The organism is Wolbachia endosymbiont of Onchocerca gibsoni, from assembly GCF_029169405.1.
Classification (GTDB): domain Bacteria; phylum Pseudomonadota; class Alphaproteobacteria; order Rickettsiales; family Anaplasmataceae; genus Wolbachia.
On the sequence record NZ_JABUMP010000001.1, the window covers coordinates 659,970 to 680,667 of the forward strand.

The 20,698-nt window shown below is 32.1% G+C and carries 15 protein-coding genes and 1 tRNA gene; 10 read left to right on the forward strand and 6 right to left on the reverse strand.

The annotated features are described in order from the left end of the window. On the forward strand, positions 1–1,165 hold a 1,165-nt coding region (locus HSX44_RS02630), incomplete at its 5' end, for a COX15/CtaA family protein (RefSeq protein WP_275602178.1). Here HSX44_RS02630 and HSX44_RS02635 read toward each other — a convergent pair. Further along, a complete protein-coding gene (locus HSX44_RS02635) occupies positions 1,114–3,399 on the reverse strand; it encodes an ATP-binding protein (protein WP_275602179.1) in 2,286 nt (761 codons plus the stop codon). The genes HSX44_RS02630 and HSX44_RS02635 overlap by 52 nt on opposite strands. A gap of 762 nt (positions 3,400–4,161) precedes the next feature. Between HSX44_RS02635 and gltX the strand changes: the two genes are divergently transcribed. Then, positions 4,162–5,541: a glutamate--tRNA ligase gene (gene gltX / locus HSX44_RS02640; RefSeq protein WP_275602180.1), complete on the forward strand. Its 1,380-nt coding sequence runs from the start codon at positions 4,162–4,164 to the stop codon at positions 5,539–5,541. A gap of 16 nt (positions 5,542–5,557) precedes the next feature. Here the strand turns inward: gltX and HSX44_RS02645 are convergent, their stop codons facing one another. Beyond that, a complete protein-coding gene (locus tag HSX44_RS02645) occupies positions 5,558–6,601 on the reverse strand; it encodes a class I SAM-dependent methyltransferase (RefSeq protein WP_275602181.1) in 1,044 nt (347 codons plus the stop codon). Between the two features lie 104 nt (positions 6,602–6,705). Between HSX44_RS02645 and HSX44_RS02650 the strand changes: the two genes are divergently transcribed. Next, a complete protein-coding gene (locus HSX44_RS02650) occupies positions 6,706–7,080 on the forward strand; it encodes a hypothetical protein (RefSeq protein ID WP_275602182.1) in 375 nt (124 codons plus the stop codon). Beyond that, on the forward strand, positions 7,081–7,365 hold the full coding sequence (locus HSX44_RS02655) for a DUF2610 domain-containing protein (RefSeq protein ID WP_275602183.1): 285 nt from the start codon (positions 7,081–7,083) through the stop codon (positions 7,363–7,365). A gap of 1,113 nt (positions 7,366–8,478) precedes the next feature. Here the strand turns inward: HSX44_RS02655 and dapD are convergent. The 3 genes from dapD to HSX44_RS02670 all read right to left on the reverse strand — a co-directional run bounded on the left by dapD (position 8,479) and on the right by HSX44_RS02670 (position 13,142). After that, positions 8,479–9,309: a 2,3,4,5-tetrahydropyridine-2,6-dicarboxylate N-succinyltransferase gene (dapD, locus tag HSX44_RS02660; RefSeq protein ID WP_275602184.1), complete on the reverse strand. Its 831-nt coding sequence runs from the start codon at positions 9,307–9,309 to the stop codon at positions 8,479–8,481. Positions 9,310–10,497: 1,188 nt separating this feature from the next. Then, complete coding sequence (gene rodA / locus HSX44_RS02665) at positions 10,498–11,613, reverse strand: rod shape-determining protein RodA (protein ID WP_275602185.1); 1,116 nt, start codon at positions 11,611–11,613, stop codon at positions 10,498–10,500. A gap of 53 nt (positions 11,614–11,666) precedes the next feature. Beyond that, positions 11,667–13,142 (reverse strand): proton-conducting transporter transmembrane domain-containing protein, encoded by a 1,476-nt coding sequence (locus HSX44_RS02670; RefSeq protein ID WP_275602186.1) that lies wholly within the window; start codon positions 13,140–13,142, stop codon positions 11,667–11,669. A 53-nt stretch (positions 13,143–13,195) separates the two neighbouring features. On the opposite strand from HSX44_RS02670, the gene HSX44_RS02675 reads away from it, so the two are divergent. Next, on the forward strand, positions 13,196–13,513 hold the full coding sequence (locus HSX44_RS02675) for an NADH-ubiquinone oxidoreductase subunit NDUFA12 family protein (protein WP_275602187.1): 318 nt from the start codon (positions 13,196–13,198) through the stop codon (positions 13,511–13,513). Positions 13,514–14,409: 896 nt separating this feature from the next. On the opposite strand, the gene HSX44_RS02680 is transcribed toward HSX44_RS02675, so the two are convergent. Further along, positions 14,410–14,486: transfer RNA gene (locus tag HSX44_RS02680), tRNA-Arg, on the reverse strand. 144 nt (positions 14,487–14,630) lie between these two features. Between HSX44_RS02680 and HSX44_RS02685 the strand changes: the two genes are divergently transcribed. The 5 genes from HSX44_RS02685 (at position 14,631) to HSX44_RS02705 (ending at position 18,844) form a co-directional block, all read left to right on the forward strand. Continuing rightward, positions 14,631–15,356 (forward strand): ABC transporter ATP-binding protein, encoded by a 726-nt coding sequence (locus tag HSX44_RS02685; RefSeq protein ID WP_275602188.1) that lies wholly within the window; start codon positions 14,631–14,633, stop codon positions 15,354–15,356. A gap of 129 nt (positions 15,357–15,485) precedes the next feature. Continuing rightward, the gene (gene tatA, locus HSX44_RS02690; protein ID WP_275602189.1) at positions 15,486–15,653 is read left to right on the forward strand and encodes a twin-arginine translocase TatA; all 168 of its coding nucleotides are present in this window, start codon (positions 15,486–15,488) and stop codon (positions 15,651–15,653) included. A 745-nt stretch (positions 15,654–16,398) separates the two neighbouring features. Continuing rightward, the gene (locus HSX44_RS02695; RefSeq protein ID WP_275602190.1) at positions 16,399–17,055 is read left to right on the forward strand and encodes an exopolysaccharide biosynthesis protein; all 657 of its coding nucleotides are present in this window, start codon (positions 16,399–16,401) and stop codon (positions 17,053–17,055) included. Next, a complete protein-coding gene (gene cysS / locus HSX44_RS02700; RefSeq protein WP_275602191.1) occupies positions 17,048–18,421 on the forward strand; it encodes a cysteine--tRNA ligase in 1,374 nt (457 codons plus the stop codon). Before HSX44_RS02695 ends, cysS begins: the two co-directional genes overlap by 8 nt. 6 nt (positions 18,422–18,427) lie before the next feature. Beyond that, on the forward strand, positions 18,428–18,844 hold the full coding sequence (locus HSX44_RS02705; protein ID WP_338063356.1) for a DedA family protein: 417 nt from the start codon (positions 18,428–18,430) through the stop codon (positions 18,842–18,844). Positions 18,845–20,698: the final 1,854 nt, after the last annotated feature.

The window sequence follows — 20,698 nt, forward strand, 5'->3', positions numbered from 1 at the left end:
ATCAATCACAGAGTGGAAACCATTTTCTGGAACATTACCACCATTGAGTGAACAAGATTGGCTGCAAGAAAAATCAAAGTATGAGGCTACACCTGAATATAAAATATTTAACTACGGTATCAGTATGAAGGAGTTTCGTACCTTATATCTAATAGAATATATACATAGATTGGTTGCAAGGCTAACAGGTTTAGCTTTTATTCTGCCATTTATATATTTTCTGCTGAAAAAGAGAATATTTAAAAAGGCAGCAATAAGGCTATCTATAGCACTATTGTTTGGAATATTACAAGCTCTTGCTGGTTGGTACATGGTCAAAAGCGGGCTAGTATCTGAACCTCATGTCAGTCATTACAGGCTTGCACTCCACTTATTGTTAGCATTAATTATTTTTACATTATTATCATATCAATTTTTTGATTACCAAATACGGATCCCAATGTTACGTACACAACAACTATACAAACAGTACAATGTAAGAGTAATTTTCACTAAGAAAGGCATCATCCCAGTGCCCAAACATTGTTATCCAGAAGACTTAACCTTTAACAAACATGTCAAGCGACCATATAATAAAAGCTGGACTCCAATGCCGAGTACTGGAATAACACCATTTGCTGTACAATTTACCTTTAAAAGCAAGTACTTGTACAGTTATATGTTATTACATACTAGGATAATAGAATCCCAGTTTACTAGTTATAGTATATATCACACAATACTTATTCTGACTCTAGTTACTATACAAATAATCTTTGGTGTTTTTGTTGCAGGATTAAATGCTGGTTTAATTTACAATACTTTTCCATTAATGGATGGACAAATCGTTCCAGAAGATTTACTTTCCTTGCAGCCTACATGGCTCAATATCTTTGAAAATAGAGCGACAGTGCAATTTATACACCGAGCATTAGCATTGCTAATATTAGTTCTGACAATAATACTTACAATAAAAAATACCAGTGTAAAATCGGTATATGTTATGCTATTCTCCGTTATCATTCAGATGATTTTAGGGATAGTTACTTTGTTGTTTCACATACCAATAGCCATTGCTGTAACCCATCAAGTATTTTCGTTTATCTTGTTTGGATCAGGTTTATATTTTTTCTGCTATTTAAGAAAGCAGACCACATCACCAACTTTTACATTTTTTCCTTCTTGAACGGGAATATTTTTTATCACCATTTCTGACTCAGCACATATAATATTTTCCATCTTCATTGCTTCCACAACAAATAAAGGTTGTCCCACTCCTACCTGATCTCCAACATTTACGTGTAATTTAACTAATAAACCAGATATTGGAGATTTTACAGCATTTACTACAACTCTTTCTGTTTTGTTATTTAGCATGAACTTACTTAATCTAGCTATATGAGGTTTAAACACACAACATTCAGCTTGCATCCCAGCATGTCTTATAAAATATCTACTACCTTGTTTCTCTACCTTAAGTGTTATATTAGTATCATCATTAATTGTGATAGATAGTAACCTATAACTTAACTTCCACTTACCTATTATAGAGTATGTGTTGTGATTATATACTGTTGTTAACACACTATTTTGATACTTTGCATTTATAGAGTACTCGTTGTTATTTATTCTCACTATGAATAAATCTCTTGCATGACTGCCTATAGTTCCATCATTATCAGATATTCCCCCAATATTATTAAGTGTCATTCTAACACCGCAAGGTGTCATCTGAGCAAATGACACTGGGACTAATTCTTCTCCTTTTCTAGATTCTAGTATCACACGCTGGAATGACATTAAAGACGTTTCATTTACTGCTTTATAATAGCACTTTTCCTCATTTTCCAAATGAACATACAGTACAGCAAAAATAAACACCTTAATATATTCTTCTGTAACAAAGTCACCGTGAAAACCATTTGGATAATGGTCTGAGATAAACCTCGTATGGAGTTTCGCTGCAACAAAATTTGGATGATGAAAGATGGATTCTAGAAATTCTATATTATTTGTTACTCCTTCTATATAACACTCAGACAACGCTTTTTGCATTCTGCCGATTGCCTCTATTCTATCTTTTCCATACGTTATCACCTTCATGATCATTGAATCATAGAACATGCTAATTTCTGAACCTGCAGCAACTCCATCATCTATCCTTACACAGTTGTTAGATTCCTTGCACAGCAATTGCTTTGATGAAAGGTTAACAACACTACCCAGTGTCACTCCAGCGCATGATACTGAAACCCAATCGTTTTTTTCCTTGATAACAGTGTTTGATACTGGACTCATAGGGAGTTGTGTAGAAAAATTTTCATCCGGTTTATTGTAATACCTTATCCTTCCACTAGAAGGAAAAAATTTTTTTGACGGGTCTTCGGCACAAATTCTGCTCTCTATTGCAGATCCAGTAAGTTTAATATCATCTTGACTAAACCTTAATTTTTCTCCACAAGAGGTTCTAATCATTTCTTCAACTATATCTATTCCTGTGACAAACTCTGTTACTGGGTGCTCGACTTGTAACCTAGTATTTACCTCAAGAAAATAGAAATTTTGATTCTTATCTACAACAAACTCAACAGTACCTGCTGAAAAATAACCAACTTCCTTTGCTAAAGAAACACATTGTATATACATTCCTTGTCTTAGCCTCTCACTGATGAACGGGCTTGGAGTTTCCTCTATTATTTTCTGATTATTTCTTTGTACTGAGCACTCCCTTTCTCCAAGACACACCACATTTCCATATTTATCTGCTATAATCTGTATTTCAATGTGCCGCGATAACTCTATATACTTCTCTATAAAGATACTCCTATCTTTAAAACTTTTTTCTGCTTCGTTTGTTGCTGATATAAATGCTAATTCAATTTCCTTTTTAGAGCTTACAACTCGCATGCCTTTACCGCCACCACCTAAAGCAGCTTTCAGTATAACAGGGAATCCAATCTCCTCAGCAACGCTAGCCGCATGGGCAGCATCATTGATCTCACCTATATATCCCGGTACCGCATTGACTCCAGCCCTCTTTGCTGCCTCCTTTGCTGTTATTTTATTAGCTATCACTTCTATTGTTTCTGCACTTGGACCAATAAAATCTATATTGTGTCTTTGCAAAGCACGTGGAAAATCTGGGTTTTCTGCCAAAAAGCCATAACCGGGATGAACTGCCTGTACACCTGTTTCAACTGCTGCTTCGCATATCTTTTCAATGTTTAAATAACTTAAATAAGAAGGCGAAGGACCAATGTACCTCGACTCATCTGCTTGTCTTACATGTACAGAATTTATATCTGCATCTGAATACACGCACACACAAGATATACCTACTCTATGGGCAGTTCTGATGATCCTACAAGCAATCTCTCCCCTGTTTGCTATTAAAATTTTACAGTACTTTCTTTCCATCATTGCATAAGTCTACTTTCTTAAATTGAGAAAGCAAATTTCTATGTCGCTGATACAGATAAACTCTAACCTCATACCATAGACATACAGATCATTCAGAAACTATTGTATCTACTTAAGCTAGTATAAAATATTGAGAACTAAAAAATAAAAAGTACAAGAACAAATACAAGGTAGTAATGTACGCTATAGCTCCTACTATACATAATATTAAACATAGAAGCTACTATTTGTGCTTGTAGCCTATTTAATTTTCTTCTGTTTTGCAATACCTGAGAAATAAATAGTGCTACACCACTCTCCAATTATTCCTTAACATAACCTTTACCTCTTGTATATATTCTCAATATACTCCATCTTTAATTTTTTCCACCTCCTCTTAATTTTTAGCTTCCTCTGCCTTTTAAAACTTACTCTTAGGCACCTTCTTCTAAGTCTTTCATAACCTCTTTGAGTAAGTGTAGGATTCTGTAACTTATTCGCTATATTTAAAAATGGATTACTATTTTCATCAAGCCTACTTAGCTACATAAACAACATTCTCTTTATAAATTCTGACAAATTTACCTTTATCTCCTTTTCTTATAGCATTAAGTCAATAAGCCATTGGATTGAACCATAACATGCCCTTCTATATTCAATTAATATTAAGTTATATACTATAATTCATAAAAAATATGACTCTATCTTTCGAAATAAATAAATTATAAATTATCATAAGCATAAATTTCAGCTATAATTATTCATACTATCGTAACAGCAAATATGCTAAGCATAATCACTAGATTTGCTCCATCTCCAACAGGTTTTTTGCACATTGGTGGAGCTCGCACTGCTTTATTCAATTGGCTCTACGCAAAGCATCATGGTGGTAAGTTTCTACTAAGGATCGAGGACACTGACAAAAAACGATCAACACAAAAGGCAATTAATGCAATAATAGACGGCCTGAAATGGCTTGATGTAAATTATGATGGAGAAATAATATACCAATCAAAAAGAACAGAGAGATATGTTGAAGTTGCAAACCTTTTAGTCAAAAGAGGTAAAGCGTATTACTGCTATTGCCCTGAAAATAAAGTTGCAGAAAAGAAAGCAAAAGCAAGAGAAGAAGGAAAGATATACAAGCATAAATGCTTCAATGTAACACCAAATGTAAAGCCTGTTGTCCGATTTAAAGTCCCAGATTCGCAAGATATCGTTGTTAACGATAAAATATACGGTCAAATTAAAGTAAACAGCAACCAACTTGATGACATAGTAATTTTACGTTCTGACAACACTCCAACATATATTTTTGCCGTGGTGATTGATGATCATGATACTGGAATAACTGATATAATACGTGGTTCTGACCATCTCACTAATACTTTTAAACAATTACTAATATATCAAGCCCTTGATTTTGATATCCCACGCTTTGCACATGTACCGCTGATTTGCCAGGAGAACGGAAATAAGCTATCTAAAAGACATGGCGCAACAAGCATTTGCGATTATAAAAAAATGGGAATATTACCAGAGGCAATGCGTAACTACTTACTAAGACTTGGCTGGAGTCATGGAAACGATGAGATTATCAGTAGTGAACAGGCAGTAGAGTGGTTCAATTTAGAAAACATTGGTCGTTCACCTGCACGCCTAGATTTTAAAAAGTTGAGGTACTTAAATAATCACTATATTAATAACATGAGCAATAAAGACATTCTGACTCTAATTCTTAGAGAAAATACTCTAAACGATAAAAAAAAGAACTATTTACTACACGGGCTAACGGAACTAAAAAAAAGAGCAAGCTACCTGAACGAATTATTGGATTTAGCACAGTTTTATATTCAAGATCCACCACTTGATTTAAACAAAGAGGCCGAACAAATTGTCAAATCTAACCTCGATACAATCAAGTTACTTGCGTCATTTCTCTTGAGAATTAGTCATGAAAACTGGAACAAGAACTCTCTATCTTCTCAAGTTAAGGAGTTTTCAAAGCTACATAATGTTAAAATAAGTGATGTATACCACTCATTACGCGCCCCTATAACCGGAACAATGGATGCACCTGGGATCATCAATATAATGGTAACTCTTGGTAGAGATGAGTGTATAAGAAGACTACGGAACTATAAGCTGAAGTTTGCCTTTTAAACGTATAGAATGTTAACTAACTACCGATTAACATTGCCTTAAAAAGAGTACCCATATTTTCAGTTAACCTTAAAAACTCACTAAAAATTCTATTCTTATGTTCATCATTTGCATTTTTGATTAAAGTTTGTACCCTTTCCTTTATACCAAAAAGATATAAAAATTCTCTTTGAGTTAAAATTTTACATTCTATGTGTTTTAATGCGTCCTTCAATGCTTGAAAATTCACAAGCGCAGTAATATCATTATTACCAACACCTTCAAGAAAATTGGCATACCTGTGTTGTCTGATAGACTGTAAAGTGCTTTTATATGTAGGATATACATAGCCATAATCTATAACTATAGCAGCCCCTCTGTTACTAACTATTTTTTCTTCAAGTTTTTTAAATATTTCAATTCCAGCTGAACATATTTCCACCACTGCACCATTAAAAAGTTCTTCATTCGGTATTTGAGTAGTTAACAGTGAAACATAGGATTTTTTCTTTCTGGATTTTAGTATTAGGCACTGAAACAATACCCCATCATCCCGCCTTGTTATCCTATTTTCATACCACTCACCATTATGATACACAAATTGATCTATAGGAAGAGCATCAAAGAATTCATTTGCCAAGAAAATAGTTGGCTGCTCCGGTAAATCATTAATATCTACGTGCCAATCAATATTTGATTCTTTTAATTTTCCCTTCTGTATCTTCTGTAAAGTAGGGCTGATCTCAATTAGGTGAATAGCCATTGATCTAAAAAAATTACTGTGTTTTTTAGTAACTCTTATTATATCGTGAATAAGTGTTCCTTCGCCTGGCCCAAGTTCAACTAGAGAAAATTTTAGTGGCTTTCCTAATTTTTCCCACGTATACATCACCCAAACTGCAATTATTTCACCAAATAATTGACTGATTTCAGGAGCTGTGATAAAATCATTATTTTTACCAAGGGGTGACCTATTCATATAATAGCCATGTTTTTTATGGTATAGAACAGCATTCATAAAGTCACTGATAGGTATTGACCCTTGGTTTTGATCAATTAATTTATATATATAAGAGAGCATATCATTAATAAATGGTTAATCATTGCGTGTCACAATACAAATTAGTAGAGTATTTATATCTATAGTATAAACTTTAAGAGCTTATTAACAATAGTGCTTCGATTATGAGCGATCAGGATATTAATAATTATGCTACCTTTATGAACCCAGATGACAGTATTGAATGTAAACTTGATGAAACTGTCAATTTTATAGAAAATAAGGTTATAAGCACTGATGGGTTAACTCTAATAGAAGTATTTCAAGCACTAGTTCAAATGCTAAACGGCGATTCAGAACTAGTAAAAAAAGTACTAGCATATGCCAATATTATGGCAAAACATGGAACAAAAATAGCGAAAGAATCACAACCAAGTAGGGCTGAAGTTCTTCGATTTCTTAGAGGTAAAGAAAATGTTGTCAGCAGACAAGAATCTGCAAAGAAGCCATCCCCTACACCTGCTATAAAATCAATCAAAAAGAAAATTAGAGGTTTTTAGATGGCTAATTCTATAAAAAAATTTACTGTGCAATGTGACTTCAAAGGACAAACTTCACCTTTTACAATATACATAGGAAACCCAAAAAGTGACACTCATCCGATTTACCATCAAGATTCCTGGCTCGTAAGAGAACGTGGAGGTAATATTCCTAGTAAAGTAAAAGAAAGCCTGCAAAAATTGCACAAATTATCTAAAGAAAATGGAATCTCTTTTTCAGAGCTATGTGCATATGCCATAACGGTGATTAACAATAGTGGTAAAACAAGCAACAGCAAAAAATAGCATATTATATTCCTAGTATCTATTTTTTGTTATCTAAATCTTACACCAAGATTCATACCAAATCTCCAATTTATAAAATGTTACATTATTTGTATTTTATCAGTATAGCATAAAAGCAATTTAATACAGATATAATTGAATGCTGATGAAATTTATACTAAACTATTCAGTTGCCCTTAAAATTGTTATCTCCCTCATAGAGATAAAAATAAGATCAAAGGTATTGTATAGTTCTAACTCAAGTTGAACAGCGAACAGCAAAGGAAGTATCTATTGCTAAGAAAAGGCCATTCAAAAACTTCATACCTTGATAAGGCAAGCAGAAAATCTAAAGTAAAGCCAGCATCATATTATGGTGAACGAAATGTTATTCATGACATTTGTACATGAACAATTATTCATATTTCGTGGAAGCAGAGAATGTACCAATGCCAAGGCTTATGAGTGTAGGTATGGTAATTGGATTCATGACAGCAAACACGTGCCATGTTCAATCATCGTAGATACCAAGCATTATCAATTTATAATAATTTATCCCTCTACCCAAAGGTGATAGCTATTATACTATAAGACTGCTAATCATGTTAATTCTACATCTTAGCAAATACAACCAAGGAACTTTTGCTTATTTGAAGAACATTACGCTAAAATCCAGCAGCTTATTATAAAGCGATGATTAATAGGGATGCCATCATACAATACTCTATATAAGACAAACTGAAGCATGTTCTTAGTGGATTGATTCTTTTATAAGAAAGGGTGTGTGATATCAATTGTATTTGAAACTGTTTTACAGTATATAAACAAGGGAAAATACCAGTTTGATTAGACTGTAACCTTATACGTAAATCAAGATCCATAAGCAACATAAAGCCACAGAGCTTATTCTGTAAAAATAGATAAAAATAGGATTTATAGAAATTGCAGGCTTTTCCAATAGAGAAGGAAAATATAAACCTAGTGAGCAATATAAAAATTTGATCCTTAAACTGTAAAAGACAAGATTCAATCTAATAAATTGAAATTAACTAACAGAGAATTATTACAACTAATTGCTTACAGTTGTGTGATACCATTTACTATATAATGTAGCATCTATTATAAAGATATAACCTAACCCCTCAATATGTCATTTACAGAAGTTTTCGACCTTGTCTTTGCATCCACTTTTTTTACTATAACTGCACAATATGTTGAAATGTTATTTTTAGATGAAGTAGATCCTGGTACTACTACAGAGTAAGGAGGTACTTCACCATAAAATACTTTACCGGTTTCTCTATCAATAATTTTTGTTGATGCTCCAATAAAAACTCCCATACCTAAAACTGATCCTTCTCTTATTATAACACTTTCGGCCACCTCGCTACGCGCTCCTATAAAACAATTATCCTCTATAATAACTGGAAAAGCTTGAATAGGTTCTAAAACTCCACCAATTCCCACTCCTCCAGAAATATGGCAATCCTTTCCTATTTGTGCACAGCTACCAACTGTTGACCAAGTATCTATCATTGTACCCGAACCGATATAAGCACCAACATTAATAAAGCTTGGCATAAGGACAACATTTGTATCTATATAAGCGGACTGACGAACAAAACATCCAGGAACTACTCTAATTTTTGATTGGCGAAATTTTTCTTCATTCCATCCATTAAACTTATTGTTAGTCTTGTCAAACCACCAATTGTTATTGCCTACTGCTTTACTTTCCTCAGTAAGAAAGTGTAATAATATTGCCTGCTTTATCCACATATGTACTACCCACTTTCCGTTTGATAGCCTTTCTGCTACTCTAATTTTACCACAATCAAGAAGATTAACTATCTCTTCAATTAGAGCTCTTGCTGTTATTTTTACATTACAGTTAATAAGTTCATTTCTATTTCTCCAAATATTTTCTACATCATTCTGCATTTTATCTAGTTGTAAGTTTTCCATTTATTATATATTGATAATAAGTTTACAGCTTCACATAATACAGGTTTGTTACCACTTTACACTAAGTGATGTGAAGATACAATGTAATAACTGCACTAGAACTTACTTAGTACCTCCGAACAAACAAGTAAATTTAGGAGGAAGGAAATAAAGTATACAAACTGCAACCACGTATGGTGTGAATATTTAGCCAGGTAAGGTGCATGCTACCATTTATTACACAAGAAAAAAGTTAACAAAGGAATTTTCTAGTGTTTAGTTTACCACTTTAGAGCTTTTGTTGTAGTAATAAGGCTATATATTGCAGTAGCTAACCTCTCCTAAGGAAGGAAACAAAAAGTATAAAAACAAATTAGTTCATATAAGGATTCAATAAGTCCTAAATTAGGATATAAAAAAAAAGCAAACTGACAGTTTGAGCATAAAAAGGCTTGCACTACAAAAAAGTTTTATCAAAATTACCTTTTTCACTTCTAAGATCTAGTTAAGCTGAACTTAATCCTTCAATTTCATCAATTAAAAAACCAGTAGACTCAGTTTACTTGAATCCAAAAAAGCAGATTCAAGTGTTATGCACTAGAATAACATTTTTTTGAATTTTTAAATTGTTTTAATTATAAATATTTAAGAAATTTCCTAATAAAAAAGACAAAAGAAACCTCAATCAGTATCTATTTTCAATTTGGCGTTTTTAAAAGTCTTAAACACTGCAATTTAAAGACTCTTAAACTTGCAATAGACTTTAGCTTAAATGCTAAGAAACTTACTAAGCAGAAAAAAGGGAAAAGAACTGATAGGTAGAGCTTTTCACTCTCTTTAACCTTGCAAATCGATATTTTATGCTACATTAAACAACTTATAATGGTATTTCAGCTTGAAAAGTTAGAAGTTCAGATAAAATAATAAAGACACAAGGTATACATAGTGTAAAAAACCAAATATAAGATGTCAGTTGCGTAATAATCCTGTCACTCAATCTACACAAGTTAAAGATAACTGAATACCTTTGCGCATTACAGTAACGGAGTTAGCAAAGTTTGTCTGATAATTTTTCGTTTCTAACTTGTTATATATGTCTAGAAGCGTTGCCAAAAATTATACAAAAGCCTATGCCAGTGAGGAATAATTAAAGGTTAGCTATAAATGACCCATAAAGCAAAAATATATATATCAACATCATATCTTAGACTACGAGCCCTCTTGCTGATAAAATCGAGAGCTTAGCCTTAAATTTTCTTCAGAAGTTATACAATTGAGTAGCAATCCTATACATATCAGGCTTGAAGCAGTTATGCTTCCTCCATAGGATAAAAATGGTAATGGATCTCCTATTATAGGTAAAAGACCTATTGTCATTCCAATATTTATGAAGAAATGAACACCAAAAAAAGCAAAAATTCCGATAGATAATAACTTAGAAAAGTAAACTTTTGATCTGTAGGCAACAGAGAATATTATAGCAAGTAACGTAGTATAAAGGAGAATCAAAACCATGCTACCTAAAAAACCCCACTCTTCGCTAAGTACTGCAAAAGCAAAATCTGTACGCCTTTCCGGTAAAAATCCAAGCTGAGTTTGACTTCCATTAGCAAAGCCCTTACCAAGCAAACCTCCTGAACCAATAGCTATTTGAGACTGCTGTGCATTATAACCTATTCCAAGCGGATCCGTTGATGAATCCAAAAACGATAGTATCCTTTGTTTGTGATAAGGGCGTAAAAAAAAACAAATGACTGGCATCACAAAAATACTAAATATTCCAAAAACTATTAAATGTGACCCTTTTATTATTGATGTAAATATAATTGATGTCCCTATAAATAACATTATGACAGCTGTGCCTAAATTTGGTTGTTTTAATACTAAGAACACAGGCAAAAAAATAATTATAAGCGCCTTAAATAGTTTTTGAAATTCCATCATTTTATATACACTTTGCTTACTAAAATAGCGAGCAAGTGCAAGCATTAATCCTACTTTCGCAAATTCTGATGGCTGTAAACTAACTGACCCAATTCTTATCCACCTTGCTGAACCCATTATAAACGAACCAGAAAAATTAACTACTAATAATGCAATCACTGCTGCTATATAAAAAAAATAAGCATGCTTTAAATAAAAATTCAGCTCTATGAACGACATAGCTATAGCTAGTAAAAAAAAAGAAGAGAATACAACTAATTGATGAATTGCGAATGGCATCCACTTTCTTCCAGCAGAAGAATATTGAACAATAATGCCAATACAAAATAGAGCTATTACATTAATGACCAGCAACCAATGAACCTTCTTCAACCTATCCATAACAAAAGCTCCAGTACCTTATAGTATAGTAAAATATAAAGTAAAGGTAAAAATCAAAAAACCAATTTTTCAACTACTAAACCTACTAAACGAATTGGATTACTATATATCCCAATTACTATTGTTAAAATAGCCATGAAAAACAGGCAAAAAAGCATAGGTAATGGCACCTCATTAGCCTTGCCAGGCATCATTCTAACGCGTGATGTGGCATCATTTCCAAAATACATTTTCTCTACCATCTGCCATACATATATTAGTGCAAGAAAAGAACCTACAGTAAAAACTATAAGAGAAACCCATGCATGAGATTCAATAATTGCTTTCATCATATACCACTTACTTATAAAGCCACTTGTTAAAGGCACACCAATTAACGCTAACCCAAGTAGAGTAGACGCAAACGTCATATAGGGCATCGATTTTTCAAGTCCTGACAAATTTTCTACTTTTGTTGAGTCAAATTTATAAGAAATACATCCAGCTGTCATGAACAAAGACGTCTTTATTATACTGTGATTTATTGTATGGAGAATTGCTGCAAACAAACCTGCTTTCGAGTTTAAACTCAGCATTAAAATTATATAGCCAATCTGGCTAATACTGGAATTAGCAAGCAACCTTTTCATGTCTTTCGCGGTTATTGCAAATATCGAACCAAATACAATAGCACAAAGTGCAAGTGTAACTATTACGTTGTTTAATGGCGGCTTAAATAAAAAAAAATTTTGATGAAAAACAGTATAAAAGATCCTGATAAAAACATATATCATAACTTTGGTTACTGTGCCTGAAAAAAATATACTAATGAAACTTGGCGCCTCACTGTATGAATTAACTAGCCACTTACCTAATGGAAATAGTGCCATCTTGGTTGAGAGAGCAACAAAAACAAATAATGTGCCAAGCTTTACGATGTTATTATCATATAGCGGTACTATTCTCTCGGCCATGTCAGACATATTGAGCGTACCTGTCATAGAATATAAAAGCCCGATACCAAACAAGTAAAACGTTGCACCTATTGTTCCACTAATCAGATATTCTAACGCTGCAACTAGAGCTTTCTTATCTCTTCCCATTGAAACTAGCACGTAAGAAGAAAGAGACGAAATTTCTAAAAAAACATAGAGATTGAATATATCGTTTGTTACCAAAATCCCAAGTAATCCGCTTAAGCATAACAGAAACAAAGAGTAGAAATCAGTTATCTTATTTTTGCTAATCTCTTTTTTGTTAACACAAAAACTATAAAGAACACTTATCAGAGCTACAAAATTTACTAAAGTTAAAACTAAGGAATTCAACATATCAATCCTTAATTCTATTCCGTAGGTGGGAGCCCAATCTCCAAGGTAATAAATTACAACTTCACCATTATAAGTTTTCATAAGTAGTATTAATGAAATAAAAAAAGTAGCTGCTGTTGTAGTAAAAGAGATAAACCAGGATAACTTATGTTCTCTAGCAAGAGAACAAAACATCGATGCAATTATTGGTATAATAACTTGTAAGATTGGTAATTGCATTAAATTATTGTTAAAGTATTAGTATATATAATACTCTTTATTTTAATAGCTTTATGTTATCTAAAATTTTTAATGCAATAAAATGTTTACTACAAAGAAAAGGTAAATTTATAGGAAGAGATAAGAGTGAAAACTGTTACTATGAATCGAATACAGGAAAAAGGTGGGTTGTATATAGTAGTGTTCCAGAACCTACAATAATACCTCAAGAGTGGCACACATGGATTCATTATACTGATAATGCAGTGCCAGTTAATGACAAAAGAATAAAGGTGAAACATACATCTAATTTGACGAGCACAAAAGATGTATATCACTCTAACCAAAAAGTAAAAAATTATTACAAAAGCTGGAATCCTAATAATAACTAAAGACACGAAGATCAAGTATATTTGAAATACCTGTCAGGTTGTTTGTATTAATTCTCACTATTTTTTTGATTTGCCTTGCTGTTGACAAACTATCTGATATAAAAAACTATAAGGATTACCATAGAATATATAGATTTTTTACTGATACTAATGGACATAGGAGTGAACGGTAATGTCAAGGTTTGTAGAGTAAATATTAAAAACATAACTAGCGTATTTACTTGATAAAGTTACCTACGTAACATGGATTAATATGTGTGCATAAGTAAAGACATAAAATTGTCAGTTGATAGCTCAGAGCCATAACAACTAGCAGTAGAATAGATAAAATTCCTGATATTTTTTCAAAACAGTTTGACTTGTAATAATAAAAACTACTTGACAAACTTTGCTAACCCTCTTGCTGTGGTACTGAAGCTACTTATTGATCTTAGCAAAATTTTTGTAGTGAGCTAATGACAAAAAACTAATGTATTTGATGCATGTTATATTTAATTTTCTGTGTACTATGTGCACTATGTGTCTTCACATTACGATCTAATATCTACTAGCTATAAGCGCTATAAAATTGCACCTATTTAAGTGCTTAAAAGCTCTTAAAATACTAATATATAAGTGAGATAGATAGTGAGTAACTAGCCAATGAAGTTTTCTTGCTTTTTTTATTTAATAAATTTCTTAAATATTAAAGCAATTTATGAACGGACATTTGCTTTTACAAAAAATAGTGTAATTCCAGAATGGAATGCTAGAATCTATTCTCCTGGATCTCAGCTCTGCCACTTGGATAATACCACTTATACTGCACCTATAAGTTGCAATCTTTATATAGCCATAGGTTTGACTATAATTTTCTTCAAAAACGTAAAATAGTATAATAAATCAATAGAGCACTATGGTGGGACTAGTGCGATTCGAACGCACGACCTTCGGATTAGGAATCCAATGCTCTATCCTACTGAGCTATAGTCCCATTTCCTTATCACTTACAAATGGTCATAGTAAAAAACTCCTTATTTTCTAAATTCTTCTTACATAACTAATTTACAACAATAAAAACGCTCCTATACATTTCTTGAGTATAATGTTATCATATTTAATAATATAGTTTCAGTTGATGCTAATTAATAACATTAGTTACTCTTATGGTAATCAGGGTGATTTTGCTTTAAGCAATATAAATATTGAAGTAAAACGAGGAAATGTTGCATGTTTATTGGGACATTCAGGCTGTGGTAAGTCAACGATTTTAAAATTAATCGCAGGGATAGAAAATCCAAAATCTGGTACCATTTTTATAAATAACAGATTAGTAGCAAGTAATGATATATCAATTGCAATAGAACATAGGAATGTAGGATTGATTTTCCAACATTCCGCATTATTTCCTCATAAAACAGTGATAGAGAATATAACTTTTGCTATTCGTAGTGCTTCTAAAAAGGAAAAGTATCTTACTGCATTGGAAATTTTGAAGTTATTAGACATAGCAAAATATGAAAACATGTACTCTAATGCTCTATCAGGAGGACAGCAACAATTAGTTGCGATAGCAAGAGTAATGGCACAAAATCCTGATGTTGTACTGCTCGATGAACCGTTTTCTAATTTAGATATACTGCTTAAGTGCCAAACAAGACACCATGTATTATCTCTTTTTAGAAGTAAAAATATTCCTGTGCTAATGGTAACTCATGACTTACAAGAAGCATTAAAAGTTGCAGATTCTATCTATGTAATGAAAAACGGCAAAATTATTCAATCAGGAGTTTCCAGTGATATATGTCAAGGACTTGAGGATAGCACATTGCAACATATTTGTTGCTACTTAGAAAAAACCTAATCTAAAATTATTGTAAAATAGATCGAAAAATTTTGATCTATAGTTAAATAAAGGTGGTATAATCCATATGTTACTTGACTCTAGTCAAGTTTTTATACTTGATATTTAATATTTTAAATGGAGGTGCAAATGAGTTTAGGACCATGGCAATTGTTTTTAGTTTTAATAATAATCTTAGTTCTGTTTGGTGCAGGTAGGTTACCACAAGTTATGGGTGACTTAGGAAAAGGCATTAAAAACCTTAAACAAGGACTTAAGGAGTCAGAGAAACTGTCATCTAACGAACCAGATCGTTAGCGTCCTCACATTTCATGACACGCACTTTAGTGCGTGTCATTCGTTCAAAAACCCAGCTAGGTTAAAAAATATAGATTGAAATACAGGATAGTTACATTAGTTAAAGTTAACTATATAAAGAGCTAAGAAGCTGACTTATAATAAAAAATTAGCTTCTGATGTTCTAAAAGAAATTATGGTATTGATAATACCAACAGCAATGAAATAATATTGTTCAGTTTAACATTATAGAGTAGCTTTACATAAACGTGGTTTAATANTTATCTCTCCTTACCACCATTACTACCTACCTATACCTGTTCTATCTTACCTAGTTATACAACTATTTTTCCTATACCTCTAATATTATTTTTACTGCAGTTTTTATTTAGCTTGACTGTTCTTGGAAGCTTTTGTTAGCATGGGTATGCAGTAATAATAGCTCTTCCACTGTCTTTCACTCACTTTCTTCCTGCATCGGCACAACTTTTATTTAGCCTGGTATTATAAGTAAAGATATGCTTTTCTTTATACTAGGAGTTTTTTTAATATCATTGTGCACACTGTTATACTTATTCCTTGCTATGATAACCAAAGGGATTACAGCTTATAATAGGAATACTTTCTCATAAAAAGCTTTGTACATGGTTAAACTTTATAACACACCTTAGCACAAGATGAACCCACTGATATAAATGAAGAATGAATGTTGAAATATAGCAATAATTATGCTAACTAAAAGGGATAATTTTGTCCAAGGATAAATGTGCAAAGAAATGAGAGACTAATTAAAAATAAAAAATTGGTTTCCGATATTTTAAAAGAGGTTGCAGATATCAACACTAATAACAGTAATAAAGTGACATTGTTTGATATTAAAATAGCCCTACAAGAACGCGGTTTTGGTATTTTAATAATTATTTTCTCTTTACCACTGTCGATACCTATACCTGTTCCACCTGGTTATACAACTATACTTTCTATACCTTTAATCTTGTTCTCACTACAGCTTTTGTTCGGGTTTCACTCCCCTTGGATGCCGCATTGGTTAGAAAGAAAATCCTTTCAATCCTCAACATTAGCTTTTGTAGTAGAGAGGACTTCACCTGCATTAAAAAAAATAGAAAAGTTCATGAAACCAAGAATACCTTTCATTTTCTATGGACCTGGTGAGAAAATTCTAGCTTTTATAATGTTGATTTGTGCATTATCGATAGCCATTCCACTGCCCTTAACTAATTTTATTCCCGCAATCGGTACAACTTTCATTTCACTTGGTATTATGAGCAAAGATGGACTTCTCTCTATATTGGGAGTTCTAGTATCTTTGTGTGGTTTATTACTTACCCTTGTTGTAATAGTTGAAGGACCACAGCTCATAATTGGAGCGTTTTCTTTTCTGAAAAGCTTTGTATATGGTTAAGCTTTACAATACTTTAACAAAAAAAAAAGAGCTCTTTACACCGATCGACAAAGGTCATATAAAAATGTACGTTTGCGGACCAACTGTATATGATACAGCACATATAGGTAATGCACGTTCTGCTATTGTTTATGACGTATTATTTCAATTGCTTAAATTTCATTATGGCAAAGTTACCTATGTACGTAACATAACTGACATTGATGATAAGATAATCAATGCAGCAAGTGAGAAAAATAGCAGTATAGAAAGTATAACTACACATTACACCAAGGCTTTTCGTGAAGACATGAAAAGTCTAAACTGTGTAGAACCAACACATGAGCCGAAAGCAACAGAAAATATAGATTGCATCATCAGATTAATTGAACATTTACTAATATCTAATCACGCCTATGAATCCGATAAACATGTATATTTTAGTATTGAATCTTATCCTGAGTATGGTGCTTTATCAGGGAAAAAAATTGATGAATTAGATCATGGCAGTAGAGTTAAAGTTGGTAAAAACAAAAAGCATCCAGGAGATTTTGTACTATGGAAACCAGCAAACGACATTGACTATAAGCTTTCAAGTCACTGGAATAGTCCATGGGGAAAAGGAAGACCTGGATGGCATATCGAATGTTCGGCAATGGCATATGCATATCTTGGCAAAGACTTTGACATCCATGGTGGGGGTATAGATTTACAATTTCCTCATCATGAGAACGAAATTGCGCAAAGCAAATCTGCATTTGGTGGGTCAATGTTTGCAAAATATTGGGTACATAATGGTTTCCTAACGGTAAACGAAGAAAAAATGAGCAAGTCCTTATTTAACATAGTCAAAGTAAGAGATTTGCTCGATAGCGGAATAAAGGGAGAAGTAATACGTCATGCACTGTTCAAAACTCATTATAGAAAACCGCTCTATTGGACAAGAGATATTATTTGGGAGTCGCAAGAAACTTTAAACAAGTTCTATCGGTTATTACGTAGTGTGGATATAGCAAGCATTGATGAAAGCAATACAGAAGTATATAAAGATTTTATAGAGGCCTTGAAAAATGATCTAAATATCCCTGAAGCTTTAGTTATATTGCATGAAATGGCCACAAAAATCAATAAAACAAACAATGAACATAAAAAGCTCAAGTTAACTGAAAGTTTTGTTAAGAGTGCACGATTTATTGGTCTTCTTAAATCAACTTATCAAGAGTGGTTTACCGTAGGCGTAGACCACCAAGAAATAGAAAGATTAGTAAATTTAAGAAAGGCAGCAAAAAAAAATAAAGATTACGATGCTGCCGACAAAATAAGAGATCAGTTAAAAAGGATGAAGGTTACAATTTTTGATAACGAAGATGGTACAACAACCTGGTAAGTTCATATGGAAAACTATCTACTACTATTCGTAGATAATCTAGTATCTTCATTAATTTTGCCCATATACAAAGGTTTTGTATTTTATACTATGTTGTATTTTAGGTCATATTACAACCCACTACTTATGTTACTTTTCGGAGTATTGGGCTCAAGCATTGGTGGAATAGTCAATTGGCATTTGGGTAAAATAACAATTTTTGCTAGAAAATCATATCACAAATTAGGAAATGAGTACACAACCCCAAAAATAACAAGAAATTTGCTAATTTGTGCAGTTACATTGCTTTCATGGATGTCAGCACTTGGGAGTGCAATTCAAGTTTTATCAGGTTATTTTAAACTAAACTTCAGTGCCTTTACTTTGCTAACTGTCCTATCCAATTTTCTTTATTTATTATACCTCACTACTACCGTTCAATAAGCTGAGTTAATTACTATCTTCTCATAACCTTTTCTTTTATCTTTCAAAATACTTCACAATATAGCTTCATACAGAGCATTACAAGATATCTACTTTTTTATAATCAGATATAGATTCTTTCTTATCTTCAAATATCCTGAAATTTTTGAAGCCATCATTTCTCAAAATTTTAGGCATGAAGTAAAACTTCTGACCTAAACTCATCAATTAGATCCAAAATTTCCATAGTCTTTTCAGGGCTTATAAACTTAAAGATGATATTTCATTTTAAGACGTCTAACTTTGCAAATGTATTAAGCTGAAATAGCATATTAAAACAAAAATCGTATATTCCATTGAGATAAAAACCTTAATATAGTTTAGTCTTATATATCAATATAGCAAACAACTATCAGGGAAAATGCTACTTTCTTATCTTGCAAAAGAAGACAATAAGTACTTTTAATCTACTCCATCCAAAAATGGTGGTTGCAAACTTGATTTTTGAATCTTATCATTCAAAGATGTAAATCTACCAAAATATAATTATCATGCTCGCTTAAAAGTTCAGGTAAAACATATCTCCCCACTCTAACTTTAAGAAGTCATTCTCCCTTAGTTTCTTTAGTAAATGACACATTAAAAACTGATTGATGAACCTACACAAAATTTTCATCAAATTCACCTGAGAGTAATCAATATCACTATTAGGAATAGGTTTTATATTACTTCCTTTATCATTCTAAGATGATATTTTATGAAAAAGTTGTTTGATCTTTTTTTTAAAACTTTAAAATACTTTTGTTTTTATCATCTATCTTATATAAAACACCATTATTTTTTTTGTTCTGCGTCTTAAAGATTTATCCCTATCTTCTACATACAGCCTATGCACCATTAGCAGGTTCATGCATTGCCATAGCCTTCAATGACCAGTCATCACACTAGTTTTCCTACTCTCAGCACAATAAAATACTATATATATTTTCTAATTTTAAAGCCTTTTATAAAGTATAAAATCGTTCTTTAGCAAGATTTCCACATCTGCTCTTTTGAAAAGGTTTAATCCTTGTGTTTACAATTTACATACCGATAGAATAATCATTCAGTTTCTGTAGCTCTTCAACCATATTATATTTATTGAATTTTCATGTAATTTATATCAACGTGCCATAATCATTTTTCTAATGTACTCATCAAAACAATGATACCATCTTTATTAACAATAACTTGCACTAATATCCTTATAGTATTAATATAACCCTGTACTTTTCAATGTTAAAATTTCAGCATGGTACACCACCCATCAACACTTTTTTGCCATCTCTATTATCATAATTTGAATTCGGTGCAGAATCTAAAATAATAAATTCCTTAAAGAAAGCAGATTCTTATTTTCAATTCTAAAGTTCTTTTTATAGAAGCAAATAAAACTGATAAATATTGCTCACTATACTATAAGTTTAAAGTAGTTCTAATCAACAAGTTATGAAAACTATTTATATAATATAAATAAATTAATATAATATATATAAAATAATGTTTATTTTAACCTTCTCAAAAACCAATATGCTTATCAAGATTTACCACAGTTATAATCATCACATTCTGGTATAAAACTAAAGTAGAACGCAAGTATAAAACCACTTTTTTTTCACAAACACCGATTGATAATCGTCATCCCCTATTTCATTATCCAAAAAGTTGCATCGTTACCCATAGTATATGTTTCGCTTTTAAATCACTTATTTACAGTAATACCAATTGTGTAGCTACCTGCTGAGTATTTTGTAAAATCGACATTAACTTTCAGTTTCTAAGAATAGAATTCAGTATTTTGTCCACCAAAGGGTAGCATTTCTTTCTCATCTATTG